This window comes from Bacteroidota bacterium, from assembly GCA_017303975.1.
Taxonomy (GTDB): Bacteria; Bacteroidota; Bacteroidia; order JAFLBG01; family JAFLBG01; genus JAFLBG01.
The window spans coordinates 1-15,592 of sequence record JAFLBG010000018.1 but is presented as its reverse complement, the minus strand read 5'-3'; the positions used below and the strand labels follow the sequence as shown (position 1 = coordinate 15,592).

Annotated in this window: 13 protein-coding genes and 1 tRNA gene; 2 read left to right on the top strand and 12 right to left on the bottom strand. The window is 35.7% G+C overall.

What is annotated here, in order from left to right:
• Positions 1 to 57 precede the first annotated feature (57 nt).
• The 8 genes from J0M08_07760 to J0M08_07725 form a co-directional block, all read right to left on the bottom strand.
• On the bottom strand, positions 58 to 501 hold the full coding sequence (locus J0M08_07760) for an energy transducer TonB (protein MBN8702944.1): 444 nt from the start codon (positions 499 to 501) through the stop codon (positions 58 to 60).
• A gap of 67 nt (positions 502 to 568) precedes the next feature.
• Positions 569 to 2,653 carry a phenylacetic acid degradation bifunctional protein PaaZ gene (gene paaZ / locus J0M08_07755; protein MBN8702943.1) on the bottom strand — a complete coding sequence of 695 codons (2,085 nt, stop codon included), beginning with the start codon at positions 2,651 to 2,653 and terminating at the stop codon, positions 569 to 571.
• Between the two features lie 21 nt (positions 2,654 to 2,674).
• Positions 2,675 to 3,025: a type II toxin-antitoxin system PemK/MazF family toxin gene (locus tag J0M08_07750; GenBank protein MBN8702942.1), complete on the bottom strand. Its 351-nt coding sequence runs from the start codon at positions 3,023 to 3,025 to the stop codon at positions 2,675 to 2,677.
• Complete coding sequence (locus J0M08_07745; GenBank protein ID MBN8702941.1) at positions 3,025 to 3,246, bottom strand: hypothetical protein; 222 nt, start codon at positions 3,244 to 3,246, stop codon at positions 3,025 to 3,027. The genes J0M08_07750 and J0M08_07745 overlap by 1 nt, the downstream gene beginning before the upstream one ends.
• Positions 3,247 to 3,302: 56 nt before the next feature.
• The gene (locus J0M08_07740) at positions 3,303 to 4,268 is read right to left on the bottom strand and encodes an AAA family ATPase (protein MBN8702940.1); all 966 of its coding nucleotides are present in this window, start codon (positions 4,266 to 4,268) and stop codon (positions 3,303 to 3,305) included.
• Between the two features lie 53 nt (positions 4,269 to 4,321).
• Positions 4,322 to 5,698 carry a peptidylprolyl isomerase gene (locus tag J0M08_07735; protein MBN8702939.1) on the bottom strand — a complete coding sequence of 459 codons (1,377 nt, stop codon included), beginning with the start codon at positions 5,696 to 5,698 and terminating at the stop codon, positions 4,322 to 4,324.
• Positions 5,691 to 6,590: a hypothetical protein gene (locus tag J0M08_07730; protein ID MBN8702938.1), complete on the bottom strand. Its 900-nt coding sequence runs from the start codon at positions 6,588 to 6,590 to the stop codon at positions 5,691 to 5,693. Before J0M08_07730 ends, J0M08_07735 begins: the two co-directional genes overlap by 8 nt.
• An 18-nt stretch (positions 6,591 to 6,608) precedes the next feature.
• Entirely contained in the window at positions 6,609 to 8,558 is a 1,950-nt protein-coding gene (locus J0M08_07725; protein MBN8702937.1) for a peptidylprolyl isomerase, read from the bottom strand.
• Positions 8,559 to 8,760: 202 nt separating this feature from the next.
• Here J0M08_07725 and J0M08_07720 point away from each other — a divergent pair, with 202 nt between their 5' ends.
• Positions 8,761 to 9,528: a thiazole synthase gene (locus J0M08_07720; protein ID MBN8702936.1), complete on the top strand. Its 768-nt coding sequence runs from the start codon at positions 8,761 to 8,763 to the stop codon at positions 9,526 to 9,528.
• A gap of 35 nt (positions 9,529 to 9,563) precedes the next feature.
• Here J0M08_07720 and J0M08_07715 read toward each other — a convergent pair whose 3' ends face one another.
• The 3 genes from J0M08_07715 to J0M08_07705 all read right to left on the bottom strand — a co-directional run bounded on the left by J0M08_07715 (position 9,564) and on the right by J0M08_07705 (position 12,859).
• Positions 9,564 to 10,793: an asparagine synthetase B gene (locus J0M08_07715; GenBank protein MBN8702935.1), complete on the bottom strand. Its 1,230-nt coding sequence runs from the start codon at positions 10,791 to 10,793 to the stop codon at positions 9,564 to 9,566.
• Between the two features lie 55 nt (positions 10,794 to 10,848).
• Complete coding sequence (locus J0M08_07710) at positions 10,849 to 12,579, bottom strand: T9SS type A sorting domain-containing protein (GenBank protein MBN8702934.1); 1,731 nt, start codon at positions 12,577 to 12,579, stop codon at positions 10,849 to 10,851.
• A 195-nt stretch (positions 12,580 to 12,774) separates the two neighbouring features.
• Positions 12,775 to 12,859: transfer RNA gene (locus J0M08_07705), tRNA-Ser, on the bottom strand.
• Positions 12,860 to 12,960: 101 nt separating this feature from the next.
• Here J0M08_07705 and J0M08_07700 point away from each other — a divergent pair.
• Positions 12,961 to 15,339, top strand: a complete 2,379-nt coding sequence (locus tag J0M08_07700; protein ID MBN8702933.1) for a choice-of-anchor B family protein — start codon at positions 12,961 to 12,963, stop codon at positions 15,337 to 15,339.
• A gap of 10 nt (positions 15,340 to 15,349) precedes the next feature.
• Here the strand turns inward: J0M08_07700 and J0M08_07695 are convergent.
• A partial coding sequence (locus tag J0M08_07695) for a tRNA (adenosine(37)-N6)-threonylcarbamoyltransferase complex transferase subunit TsaD (protein MBN8702932.1) occupies positions 15,350 to 15,592 on the bottom strand: 243 nt, incomplete at its 5' end.

The window sequence follows — 15,592 nt, the reverse complement described above, 5'->3', positions numbered from 1 at the left end:
TTTTGCTTTATAAACGCACTATACAAACATCCTCGTTGCAAATTAGGATGAAAGGGGCTACTTAGGATTACGAATAAAATTAATTGGAAGATTATAAACTACTGGCACAGCAATATCGCCCTGATAACCAGGATTCCATTTTGGCATTTTCGCAACAGTTTCAATCGCACTTGAATCTAAATCATCTCTAACACTTTTCAAAACGCTAATTTTCGAAACCTCACCTTTCGCTGTAATTGTGAAGCGGAGTATTACAATACCGCTAATTGAATCTCTAATTGCGCCTTCCGGATATATAACATTACTTTTAAGAAAGTTTATCAATCCAACTTGCCCACCTTTAAACTCAGGAAGCTTATCAACAACTAACATAGTATCTTTACCTATTATTTCATATTTAAAATTGTCTTTAGGGTTGATTATTATTCTACCACCTGTATATCCTTTAGATTGCGAAAAAAAATATAATGGGATATGAAATAAAAGAAATAAAAATTTCATGTTAATAAAAATTAATACCTAACGATACGAACTCCAGTGGGTGATAATACGAATTCCCTAACTCAAACTAATCCATCCTCTTCTTCACCATCGTCAAAATAGTAGCAATAGCAACCGTATCGCCAGTGGCGCCTTCCAAGCCATATTTATCTCGCACTTCCTGCGGGCTAGCATCGTACACATCAACCACCCATTTTACAATACCTTTGGCAATATCTTCTTCATTCTTTTTCTCTTGTTCTACTTTTTCTTTACAGGTAAAGCGCACACCAATAGTCATGCCCGGGTAAATAGGTTTTGTAAAACGGCATTCGTCTATTCCGTAATTCAATAATACCGGTCCTTTTGGAGGGTCCACAAACAAACCGGCTGCTCGCGATAAAATAAAATAGCCATGAGCAACAGTGCGTTTAAAGATGGTTCCATCTAAGGAATTAGGATCTAAATGCGCATAAAATTTATCACCACTTAAATTGGCAAAGTTTACTACATCATCTTCGGTTACTGTATGCGTAGCAGTAATAAGCGTTTCGCCTACTTCTAAATCTTCAAAGTATTGGCGGAAAGGATGTACATCTTTTAGAATATATTTTCCACCATACTGGTATTGGTTGGTAACAGCCGTTAATGTTGTAGGAGAACCTTGTATAGCGGTTCGCTGCATGTAGTGCATAATACCACGCTTCCCCCCCATTTCCTCTCCTCCTCCTGCCCTACCCGGCCCACCATGCACTAGCATTGGCATTGGAGAGCCGTGCCCTGTACTTTCTTTTACACAATCATTATTCAACACCAATATTCTACCATGCATACATGCTGCACCTAATACGTATTCTCTTGCAATTTTATCATCAGCCGTTACAATAGAGCTTACCAACGAGCCTTTGCCCATTTTAGCTAGTTCAATAGCTTCTTCTGTATTCTTGTAAGGCATTAGTGTACTTACCGGTCCAAATGCTTCTATATTGTGGCAATCGGTGTTTTTAAAAGGATTTTCATTCAAGAAAATGATTGGAGGCATAAATGCTCCTTTGTTTTTATCAGCACCTTTTACTTCATAATTTTCAAAATCACCAATAATTAGTTTTTGTGTTTTAGATAACAATTCCACTTTCTCTAAAACTTCCTTACGTTGTGTTTCTCCCGCAAGAGAACCCATCCTAACTCCTTCCACATTCGGGTCGCCAATGATGGTTTGAGCCAAACGTTTGCTAATTGCATTACGCACATCCTCTACTTTATTTTCAGGAACCATAATTCTGCGCACTGCAGTACACTTTTGGCCGGCTTTTGTTGTTATTTCTCTTACAACTTCTTTAATAAAAATATCAAACTCCGGTTTATCAGGAGTTACATCCATTCCAAGAATACAGCAGTTTAAAGAATCCGCTTCCATATTGAATGGTACTGCCTCTTCCAATAACCTTGGATGCGCCTTCAGCATTTTTCCTGTTGATGCCGAGCCCGTAAAAGTAACCACATCTTGATTGATAACATGATCTAAAATTCCATTGGCACTGCCACAAATCAATTGCAATGCACCTTCCGGCAATATACCACTTGCTATAATTTCTTTGGCAACTGCTTCTGTTAAAAAAGAAGTAATGGTTGCAGGCTTTACAATTGCAGGAACTCCCGCAAGCCAATTAACAGCCACCTTTTCTAGCATTCCCCAAACAGGAAAGTTAAATGCGTTAATATGTATTGCAGTACCTTGCTTAGGAACACAAATATGATTTCCGATAAACGTATTTCCTTTTGAAAGTCGAGCTATCTCTCCATCCACAAAATAAGGCTCATCTGGAAACTGTCTGCGCAACGAAGCATACGAAAACAAATTTCCAATTCCTCCTTCAATATCCACCCAACTATCAATTTTTGTAGCACCTGTTGCCCAAGATAATTTATAGAATGCATCTTTCTTTTCAAGCAAATGCAACGCGAGCGCCTTCAACATTCTACCTCGCTCTTGAAAAGTCATTTTGCGAAGTTTTGTTCCACCAACTTTTCTGGAATAATCTAGCATCGCAGCAAAATCAAGACCCTTGCTTGATGCAGTTGCTATAGCATCTCCGGTTATCGCATTGTATAAAGTTTGTCCTTTGTCGGCACTAGTTGTCCACTTGCCTAATGCGTAATTTTGTAATTGCATAGTAGTTGTAAATAATTAAATTTAGTTTCGGTTAATTCCTAATTGAAAACATAGAGCTTCAATAATTTCATCTTGTAATTGCGGGTCGTTAATTTCGCCATATAATTTGCTCAATCTCCTCTTATCAATTGTTCTTATTTGATGGCATAATGCAATAGAATTATTTGGAAGACCAAATTTGTCGGAAGGAATAAAGGATTCATTGGGATATATTTGACGTCCAACCTTTTTAGATGTAATAGGAATTATATTAACAATATTGAGAAGTTTATTTATTTCTTCTTCGCTTATAATTAATACAGGTCTTGATTTTCCTTGCTCTGAACCAATAACAGGATCTAGGTTCGCTTGATAAATAGTCCATTTTTTCATCACTCACAATCTTCTATAGATTGAAAATCGTCATTTACTGATTTTATATCGTCTAAAAACAATGAATCATTTACGGCTTTCTTCAGTAATTCTAATTTTTGAGTTTTTGTATCTACAGAATCGTCTACAGTTACTAATAATTTTTTCTTGTTCCTAAAACTATCAGGCAAGTTTATTATTAATTGATTGTTTTTTACTTCGTATATATTTCTTAGTGTCATACCTAGGTTGTTGATTAAATATACCAAAAATATAGCTACTAATCAATGATTAGAAGCTATTTCATCAACTCCTTTATAATGGTATCAGTAGAAACACCATCAGCTTCTGCTTTGTAGTTACGCACAATTCTGTGACGCAGAATGGGAACAGCTACGGCTTTTACATCTTCAATATCCGGAGAATATTTACCGGTAAGCAGTGCATGGCATTTAGCTCCTAATACTAAATATTGCGATGCTCTAGGACCAGCGCCCCAAGCCAAATAATTATTTACAATTTCTTTTGCATTAGGCGTATTAGGTCGTGTTGAGGTTGAAAGCTTTACTGCAAATTCTAACACATTATCCGGCACAGGAACTCGCTTAACCAAATTTTGGAAATAAATAATTTCCTCAGCTGATAAAATTTGTTTCAATTGAACACTGTATTCGGATGTTGTATTTTTTACTACTTGCAATTCATCTTTATACGTTGGGTAATCCAACCAAACGTTAAACATAAACCTGTCCAATTGTGCTTCCGGCAATGGATACGTACCTTCTTGCTCAATAGGATTTTGAGTTGCCAACACAAAAAATGGATTTCCTAACTCGTATTTATTTCCGCCTGTGGTAACGGTTCTTTCTTGCATGGCCTCCAACAGTGCCGATTGTGTTTTAGGCGGAGTACGATTTATCTCATCGGCCAAAATGATGTTAGCAAACAACGGACCTTTGATAAATTTAAGTTGACGATTTTCATCTAAAATTTCGCTACCAATAATATCGGATGGCATTAAATCTGGAGTAAACTGAATTCGGTTATAATTCAAGCCTAATACTTGCGCTACTGTATTTACCAATAACGTTTTTGCTAAGCCCGGAACACCTACCAATAAACAATGACCTTTGCTAAAAATAGAAATGATAACATCTTTTACAACATCATCTTGCCCAATAATTACTTTGGCTATTTCTAATCGTAACTCTTTATATTTTACAACTAAAGCGTCTGCGGCTTCAACATCTGACTGGTATTTCATTTTTAAAATATCTTATGTAGTAAACAAAATTTTATTTAGCTGTAAACCCTCTCTTATTTAGAAAACACCGAAACCTGGGATTTCCATTCGTGCTGAAACTTGCAATCCTTGTAATCTCCATCAATTCTTACAAACACACCTTGCACCTTTTTTCTAATCCAATCGTTTACCATCTTAGTTTCTTTTTCTGCTTTTGCAGCTCCTTGAATACGCTGGTAATCTTCTTTTAAATTTGCTTTATGTGGATTGGTACGACTTTTTAAATACAAAATTCGATATGCTTGCTTACCGTCTCTTGTTGCACTTAAGGTAGGCTCCGATGCTTTTCCGGGCTCTAGCTTATCTATAGCAAAAAACAAGGTGTTGTCTATAACACCCAATTGATCAACTTCAAATTTAGGCGAACCAGTTTGTGGATTAAGAATAATTCCGCTATTTGATTTGCTTTCCTCTTCATCGGAATAGCGTCCTGCCAACTCTTCAAACCTAACAGAATCCGACTTAAGCAATTGATACACGCTATCGGCTAAATGCTTAGCTTTTATCATATCACTGCTGCTTATTACGGGTGTAATTAAGATATGTCGCAAATCAACAAATTCTCCTTTTCTTTTTAGTAACTGCATAAAATGATAGCCGTAAGCTGTTTCAAACACTTCGGATGTTTCGCCCTCTTTAATTCTAAACGCAATTGCATCAAATTCCGGCACAAACTGTCCGCGAGGAATATCCTTGTATTCTCCGCCATTCTTTGCAGAGCCGGGATCTTCGGAATATAAAATTGCTAAAGAGGTAAATTTTTCGCCCTTCAATACTCGCTGACGAAGCTCTTCAATTTTTTCTCTGGCAATTTTCTTAGCCTCGGAAGACACTTTGGGTTTTATAACAATTTCACCAATCTCTACTTCGGCATTGATAAATGGCAAACTATCTACCGGTATTTTTTCGTAATAGGTTTTAATATCAGACGGAGTTATCGTAACACCTCTTGTGATATCTTCTTGTACTTGCTTAGCCAACAATAAATCATACACATTATCTCTCAACTCTTCTTTAAACTGCTCTATCGTTTTGCCATAAAAGCTAATAAATTTTTCTTCGGAGCCAAACTGAGCTACAAAATACCTCATTCTACGATCTAATTCTTGATCTACCTGCGCATCAGAAACCTCAACGCTATCTTTTTCTGCTTGTACAACCAATAGTTTTTTGTAAAGCAAATCTTCCAAAATCTGGCATTTAGCATTTTCTCCTGCCACAATCTCGTTTTGTGATAAATATTGCTGGTACTCCGTTTCGAGTTGAAATTTTGTAATGATTTTATTGCCAACAACCGCTATTACTTTATCGGCAACAATTGGTTTTTGAGCAACTAAAAAAGACACCTGCAAAAAAAGCAGCGCCAAGAAAACATTATACTTTTTATTCATATTTAGTTACTTCAATTTCTTTACTAACATTAATAGACTTGTATAAGTCTTCTTTCATTTTCTCTATTAACTCTATCTTGCGTCTGTTTATTATAATATTCTTAATATTTTCTTTTTCGAAAGCCAACGGAGAAATGCTGTTTTTAATTTTAAATCCTTTAATATTTAAAAGATACAAATTTAATGAGTCTTGCACCTCTACAAACCGGTTATTTTTTAAGAACAATTCTTGATTATACGTTTCAATGGGAACTTCCTTTAAAATATCGGCAAACAAAAGCCACGTGTTGTCATCCAAGTAGTAATTATCGGCATACTTTCTACAATAATCTTCTAGCTGCTTTATATCTTTTTCTACATCCGACTTATACCAATTTTTAAGTTTCGTTAAATCAGGGGCCTTCTTACTTACCTTAACATACACAACTTTTATAATATTGTTTTTAAGTTCGAAGTTTTGTGAGTTTTGATTGTAGTATTCCTCTATCTCACCGGCAGAAATTACGGTATCCAATTTCTGATGTACCAATTGATTCTCATATTTGTAAATAACCAACGACTGCCTATAATCCTCTAATTGAGCAGAAACATCTTTATCTTCTTCGGATAAATTTTGTTCGGCTTTTCTGAGTAAAATTTGTTGTTTTACCCATCTATCAGCGTACGAGTTTATAAAATCAACTGTATCTTTTCGTGATGAAGCACTCGTAACTAAAGGAAGAACCTCCGACTCGTACAAAAAATCATCGTACGCTTTTGCTACAACCTTGCCTGAATTAGTCGATTTCCTAGAGTTCTCTAAAGAACAAGAAGCTGCGGCTAGAACAAAAAAAAGCATCAACAAGTTTAGAAAGCCTTTTACGTGTTGGCTTTTAAAAACTTGTTGATGCATTAGAGTTGATTTATGAATTTATTTAACGGTAGATAAAACGGCTTTATTGATATCTACTTTATACTTTTGCTTTAATGAAGCAATCCATTCTTTTTCTAAATAATTTTGGTAATCTGCGGTAATAATGCCTTTAGCTTCGTTAAATGCCTTTGGCTCTGGCTTCAATAATTTATTTACTACCACAAACGAAATTTTATTTCCATCTATCTTTTTATCTGCAGAAATTCCAGGAGTCCAATTTTCGTCAATCATTTTATTTTCTCCTTTTGTGTAAATTTTATTCTCAACCTGAAGGTTTAACTGAGATGTTTTATTTATCTCTGCCGTAATATCTGCCTGCGATTTATTTTTAGAAAGTAGTTTTCTAACTGCTTTCGCCACTTTCTCATCCGCACATGTGTAAATAGAAGCATCTGCTCTTTCATCCCACATATAGTTCACTTTATTCTTTTCATAAAACTCTTTCAGTCCAGTAGTATCTTTTACAGCTTTCGACCAAACTTTTTTATCTGTAAGCTCGAACAATAAAATTCCTTCTCTGTACTCTTGCATTAAGGATTTAAACTCCGGATATTTTTGTTCCAACCTTCCATCTTCAAAAGCAATAGCCGACTCGTCAACAAACTGAGCATACGATTGATCAACCAAAAGTTTAATATCCATTTTAGCTCGTTTTGTTTGACGCGACTCCAAAAACTTAGCAAAATCGGTTTGCGTGAATTGCTTATCCATAAAGCTAAACATAGGTTTATTTAGTTTAGCAGCTTTATCTGCTGTCCATTTACCATCAAAAAAAGAGGTATCTACAACTTTGTAAAACTCTTCTTTCAACTTAACGTTGTCTTTAAATCCGTAGTCTTTTTTAATTTTTGCAATAAGAGATGTACGACCAATTTGTGAGCGTGAATCTTTTGAAACCTTTCCCTTTAACTCATTTTTCATACTCTCAAAAGTGCCTAAATCCTTTTTATCTAATCGCTTAATAATATGCCATCCATATTTTGTTTGCATAGGAGCAGCCACATCATTATTATTTTTTAAGGCGAATGCAGCCTGTTCAAATTCAAGTGGCATACGGTTTGTACCAAACCAAGGCAACTCTCCACCTTTTTGGGCAGATGGTTTATCATCGGAATATGTTTGAGCCAACTGTGCAAAATCTTCTCCGGCTTTTATTTTTGCATACAATTCGTCTATTTTAGTTTTTGCTTTCAGCGAATCTTCTTTGGTCATTTTATCACCGGTTTTAACCATTATGTGAGCTGCCAACATTTCGCCTTGTGCTTTACGTTTATCAACTACTTTAATTAAATGATATCCAAATCTTGTTTTAACCGGCATGGAAACTTCGCCAACCTTTGTATTATATGCAGCGCTTTCAAAAGGGTAAACCATTTGCATTGCTGTAAAATATCCTAAATCGCCTCCATTATCTTTTGCAGAAGGATCTTCAGAAACTTCTTTCGCTACTTTATTAAAATCCTCACCTTTTATGATTCGCTCTCTAAGCTTCATAATTTTTGTGTAAACAGCCAATGTATCTTTAGGAAGCGCATTATCAGCTACCTTTAAAAGAATATGACTAGCACGAACATCCGATTGCAATCTTTCATAAGCCTCTTTCAATACTTTATCATTTACATCTTTATCAGTTAAATAAGGTTGAGCCAATTGTTTTCTATATCCTTTTAGCTCTTCTTTAAAAGCCACTACAGTATCCATCTTTAAATCTTCGGCTTCTTTTACCTTCAGCTTAAAGTTTACAAACAAATCAAGGTACTTTTCAATAGCTTCTTGTGAGCTAGCTTTCTCGTCCTTGGCGCTGTTTTTGTGATAAATAGAAGAAAATTCCGAAACAGTAATTTTAGAATCTCCTACGGTCATCAAAACAGGATCGTTGTTTTGAGCTATTGAAAATAAAGTAGAAACAAATAAGCTTAAACCTGTTAGTATTCTGATTGTGTTCATGTTAAGTATTTTTAATAAAGAGCAAATGTAATTAAACTTTAGTTGTATATGTGTTTTTTAACGGACAAAATTAAGCTCAATTACTTTGCATTAACAAAAGCTTAACATTTTTTAACGAATATGTCCATATTTTACTAAAACGCCCCCTTTTTAGATAATATTTACCGAAATTTGCAATACACCTACAACAATTATAACCAACATGGATAAATTAATAATAGCCAATAAAACATTCTCTTCACGCCTCTTCACGGGCACAGGGAAATTTAGTTCTAACGAATTAATGAGTGAAAGTCTTTTAGCCTCTGGCTCTGAATTGGTAACGGTAGCTTTAAAACGTGTTGATGTTACAAATACAGACGATGATATTTTAAAACACCTAAATCATCCACAATTTAATTTATTGCCGAATACATCAGGTGCACGAAATGCAAAAGAAGCTATACTGGCTGCAGAGCTTGCCAGAGAAGCCCTGCAAACCAACTGGCTAAAATTAGAAATACATCCAGATCCTAAATATTTATTACCCGACCCAATTGAAACGTTTAATGCGGCCAAAGAGCTTGTTAAGCTTGGGTTTGTAGTTCTTCCATATATTCATGCCGACCCGGTGCTGTGTAAAAAGCTAGAAGATATTGGTGTTGCAGCGGTAATGCCATTAGGCTCTCCTATAGGAAGCAACTTAGGATTAGAAACTAAAAAATTTTTAGAGATTATTATTGAGCAAAGCAATGTACCTGTAATTGTAGATGCGGGTATTGGAGCTCCATCTCATGCAGCACAAGCTATGGAAATGGGAGCCGATGCTGTGCTAGTAAACACGGCTATTGCCGTTTCGAACAATCCTGTTGAAATGGGTATTGCATTTAAATTAGCTGTAGAAGCCGGAAGAATGGCATTTGAGGCTAGACTTGGAAGCAGGAGTACTACGGCACATGCTAGTAGTCCGTTGACTGCATTTTTGGATTAAAAATTATTTTCAACCCAAACCAATCAACAAAAAAACTACGTTTTTTGTTTTTTCTTTTTAGCAGCAGGAAATAATATATTATTTAAAATAAGCCTGTAGCCGGCTGAATTAGGATGCAATGCCAAATCTGTTGGAGGATCTTCCACCCTATGCTCGTAATCTTCGGGATCGTGCCCACTGTAAAACGTGTACGTGCCTTTGCCAAATTCGCCATGTATATAGCGAGCTTCACCGGCAGCTTTATTTTCCCCTAAAATCAACACATTCGATTTAATTGTTTTTTTATCAAAGCCTACCGTTTGACCCCAAAATGCTTTTATCAATGTTTCGTGATTTTGACAAAGCATCGTAGGAACCGGGTCCCACTTAGCTGAGAAAGAAAATAAAGAAAAATAATCGTTGGTTTTATTTACTCCTTTTTGCGATCGCATTACTCGTGTATCAATGGTTGATTTAGAATAATCGTATGGATTTGGGATGACAGAGAAATCTGTAAAAGCAAATGTTTTTGTAAAATCTAATTTTTTATTCATGGAAGGATCTGAACCATCTCCATCAAACATAGATTCGCAAATATCTGTACCCTCAGCTGCTAAGGCGATATCATACGAATCAGGTGCAGAACACATGGCAAACAAAAATCCCCCTCCTACCGTAAAATCTCTAATTTTTTTTGCCACACCCAATTTTAACTGAGATACTTTTGAAAAACCTAACGCCTTTGCACTTGCTTCTAAATACCGAACTTCTTCTTGGTACCAAGCTGCATTTCTGTATGCACCATAAAATTTGCCATATTGACCAGTAAAATCTTCGTGGTGCAAATGCAACCAATCGTACAATAAAAGTTTATCTCCTATAATTTCTTCATCATAAACTACATCGTAAGGTATTTCGGAATATGTAAGGGCCAGTGTTACCGCATCATCCCAAGGCTGTTTCGTTTTGGGCGAATACACCGCCACTTTGGGAGGCTTTTCCAGTTTAACTGCATCCATGTTCACTTCCGGATTAGATATTTCTTGAAGAATTGCAGTAGATTGAGCATCGGCAATTACTTCAAACGAAACACCACGTATAATGCACTCGCTCTGAAAAACTTTGTTGTCTTTAAACATAAAACTTCCACCGCGGTAGTTAAGCAGCCATTGTACTTCTGTTTCTTTTGTCAATGCCCAATATGCAATTCCGTATGCTTTTAAATGATTTTTTTGCACTTGATCCATCGGAATAAGAATGTAACTGGCCTGTACCGACAAGTGCATAAAAAATAAAAATACTAGTACAACTATTTTTTTATATACACACATGTTACTTATCCTACTGATTAATCAATTTAAAAACTTTTCGTTGCGATGTCGTTTCGATATCCAACAAATAAATACCTTTTGCAAAATTCCGCCCATCTAATGAAAACGAACCAACGGCTTGTAAATTATGTGAATAAAGATTTTTTCCAAGTGTATTGTACAATGAAATTTTTGCATCGGTTATATCTGCAAACAAAACTTGTAGTCCTGTACCGTCAGAAAAACCAATACTATTTAGCACATGAATAAAGTTACCATCGTTAGGTGCTACATAACAAATGTCAAATAATCCTCGTTCATACATTCGTTTACAGATACTGGCTGCATTAGCTCCTCCATTTAAAAGAGAATCTGCTTGAGCAAAAAGAATAGCAGCATCTTTCATAGTCATTCCGCTAGAATAATTATACAACGATTCAAACAATATTCTATCGGTAGTTTCCCTGCCAATATCCTCCCAAATTTGCATGATTGTAGACGACCAAATTTCTGCATCATGATAAATATTATAATCTAAGTCATTAGGATACTGTTTTTCGGAAGTAGTTTTTCTTCCACTCCAAAATTCGTTGTGACCATCCCAAGTATATACATCTTCCCATTTATATTCATTAATGCTTCTAGAATAAGAAGCAGCAATGTAATCTCCTATTGCCTCATCCAGTGCCATTCGTTGATTACCGAAATTAGTATTGGGTGCAGCACTATACGAAACAGCATGACCATACTCATGTACAATTACATCTGCATCTTCGGCATCATCTACACCGCCAACTCCAAAGGTTAGACTAGGAGGGCCGGATGAAGGTGTAAAAAAAGAATTATCATTAAAAGTCCCGTGTGGATCAACTGCAATAGGATAATTAACCAAATTAAAAAATCCCAATTGCTGTAAATAGTTTTGGTATGTGTTAATATGGTAATATACATTTACATCTTCGAATTCACTTTGCGAGCGTGTAAAATCAAAATCTGGAATTCCAAAACTAGTGGCCGGAGCATAAAACGGAGAACTAAAATCTTGAATAGATACATAATTATTTTCGAGCGAAAACAAACCTCCGGAATAATCAACTTTTATATCAACCTGCGTTCGCTGATTGGTAAGTTGTGGAGAATCGGCATCGTTATTGTCCTTATAAGAGCCTCCATACACAACATTTCCGGAAGTTAGCGGATCCGGCATATATACCATTGCCTTAACAACAGAATCTGCCAATGGTTTGTAATATACATTCAAATCTCGTTGGTATAAAATTTTATTATTGGAATCAATAATTAACTCCCAATTTTCATCGCCAGAGCCTTTGCAGTGTATTAACATACAAGGTTCTAAAATACGTTCTGCTGAATAAAAATAAACTTGTTTGGAAGCCCCATTAGTTCGATAAGAAGCGGGAAAAGTATAATTTACCGGAAATTTGTTTGGAGCAATACGAATTTCTTTAATTGAATTATCAAATAATGACGTAATCTTATTAGAACTTGAAATATTTACTTTTACTTGAGCTCTATAAATCTCGATTCCATTTATGGTTTGATTATACGATAAGTGTGTTGAAGTTAAGCTACGGACATTACTCATCAAATTAAGGCTACTTTGAGGATGTAAAATCCTTAAATACTGCTGTAATCTATCCGCTAAAGACTCTTCTGGCAATGCGTCTAACTTGGGTACATTGAATAAAGATGTAGCGTTCGCAGTATCAAAATAACAAACAAAATTGACGCCAGAATCCATTTTGGTTGCAAATAAAAAAATGGAATTTAGCACAAAAAAAATCGCAAAAACATTCTTTAAAACCTGTTTCAACATTCCTATAAATATAGGTAAAAACGGGTTAAACAGTGCAACTAGAAGTAGAGGTTTTAACAAAAAAAGAAGTATAAACAACAAAGGGATTTTTTCATGTACATGAAAAAATCCCTTTGTTAGCGGAGAAAGAGGGATTCGAACCCCCGGAACCTTGCGGTTCAACAGTTTTCAAGACTGCCGCAATCGACCACTCTGCCATTTCTCCGCTACAAAAGTATAATTTTTTTGATACATCCTAAAATTTTAGTAAATTATATATTAATAACCCTCCCAATCAACTATTCAAAACATACTTTATAGCATATTATGATTAAAAAACTTCTTTCAGCACTTACAATATGTACTACAATTGTATTTTCACAAAACACAAATGTTCAATTCAAATCTCAACTAACTTTTCCGGGGCAAACGTGTGCCAACATTGGCGGATTTGCTGACAGCTTAAATAATGAATACGCGTTGGTATGTGCCTCAAAAGGTCTAGCAATTGTTGATGTAACTGTTCCCACAAACCCTATACTAAAAAAGCAGGTATCCGGACCTACAAATTTGTGGCGTGAAGTAAAAACGTATAAAGGATTTGCATATGTTACAAATGAGGCTGATAGCGGATTACAAATTATTAATCTAAATGGTTTGCCCGACACAACACTTCCGTCTAAATTTTGGAAAGGAGATGGAGCAATTGCCGGCTTATTAAAAACTATTCATGCACTGCACATTGATACCACCAAAGGATTTGCTTATTTATATGGCAGTAATTCAAATTTAGCCAATGGAGGTGTAATTGTTGCAGATTTAACAAATCCATGGAATCCAACATATGCAGGGAAATACAACAGCCATTATGTACACGATGGCTATGTGGATAACGACACCCTATATGCCGGAGAAATTTACCAAGGAAAGTTTACTGTTATAAATTTTGCAAATAAAGTAAGTCCGCAAGTACTGCAAAGTGTTTCTACTCCTGGAAATTTTACACACAACACTTGGATAAGCGACAACAGAAAAGTAATATATACCACAGATGAGGTTAATGGTTCCTATTTAGCGGCTTACGATATTTCAAATCTAACGAATATCACAGAGCTTGATAGAATTCAGTCGAATCCAGGGTCTGGATCAGTGGTACACAATGTTCATATTCATAATGATTATGCTGTATCATCATGGTACAAAGATGGCTTTACAATTGTAGATGCCCACAGGCCAACAAATTTAGTACAGGTAGGGAATTATGACACCTATTCCGGCTCAGGAAGTGGGTTTGAGGGTGCTTGGGGAGTTTATCCTTATTTACCTTCTGGGAACATTCTAGTTACCAATATAAATGAAGGGCTTTTCGTGTTAACTCCCACGTATGTAAGGGCATCCTACCTAGAGGGTACAGTAGTTGACTCATCGAACGGTGCCCCTATTTTTAATGCTAAAGTTGATATTTTATCTACAAGCGCATCCGACAACTCTTTGCTAAACGGAACGTATGCTACCGGGACTCCACAAAGTGGTTCATTTTCTGTATTAGTTTCTAAAGTTGGTTATTATTCCAAAACAATTCCTAATGTTAATTTATCAAATGGAATAGTAAGTGTTTTGCATGTAACGCTCACTCCAATACCAACAACAAATTTTTCTGTTACTGTTTATGACAACACAGGAAACCCTTTGAGCAGTGCTTCTGCATCTCTTATAAACACTATTTACACCTACACTGCAAATTCCAATGCAAGTGGAACTGCAACTTTTTCAGGAGTAAAAATTGGGACCTATACCTTGGTGGTAGGAAAATGGGGATACATAGCCGAATGTAATGGCGCAATTATTTCTTTAACCCCTACTCCACTCTCTTTTAGCCTTTCTCCTGGATATTCAGATGATTTTTCGGTTGATTTAGGATGGACAATATCCGGCACAGCAACTTCGGGTACATGGGTACGAGCAAAACCTGTCGGAACCATTTTTAACACAACAACTGCAAATCCGGCAACAGATGCATCGAGTAACGACTGCCTAGATTTTGCTTACATTACTGGGAATGGCGGAGGAGCGCCTAGTTTTGATGATGTTGATAATGGTGTTACTATCTTAACCTCGCCTTCATTCGACCTAACATCGTATTCCAATCCGGAAATATCATTTTACAAATGGTTTTTTAACGATGGAGGAGCCGGATCACCAAACGATAGTCTTGAACTAGTAGTATCTAATGGTATTACTGCGGATACAGTTGCTTATTTTGATTATACAAGTCCAAATAATTCTACGTGGGATTTATTTTCTTTTCCGGTAAAAAATCACATTGCACTTACCAGTACCATGAATTTTAAAATTAGCATTTGGGATAAAAGCCCATTTCATTTAGTAGAAGGAGGTATAGATAATTTCGAAATAAAAGAAAACACATCCAACAGTATAACTACTAATACTAGCCCCACAAACGAATTAAAACAAGTATTTGGAGCAAGTTCTAGCTATCTGGCTTATCAAACAATTGTATCTCACAACAATCAATACCGTATTGAAATAATTGATTTGACAGGAAAAAAGATTAAACAATATTATTTAAACGACTCAAAAGGAATGGTAGAACTTAATTCTTCTGATTTATCGAAAGGCTTATATATAGGCAAACTTGTGGTGAATAATGAAACACGTTCAGTAACAAAAATTATAATTCATTAGAGGTATTATTCTATAAAGAATATCTGGCGGCAGGCGCAATAGCTTGAGAAGAAAACTGTTGCTTTAAAAATTTATAGTAGGCGGCAACTGCTATCATACCGGCATTGTCTGTACAATATGCTTTATCCGGAATATAGGTACTCCTTTTGTATAAATCTCCTAGCTCAACTATTTTCTTTCGCAAACCCGAATTAGCGGAAACACCGCCTGCAATTGCAATCTCTGTTATATTGTATTTTTGTGCAGCTAAGGT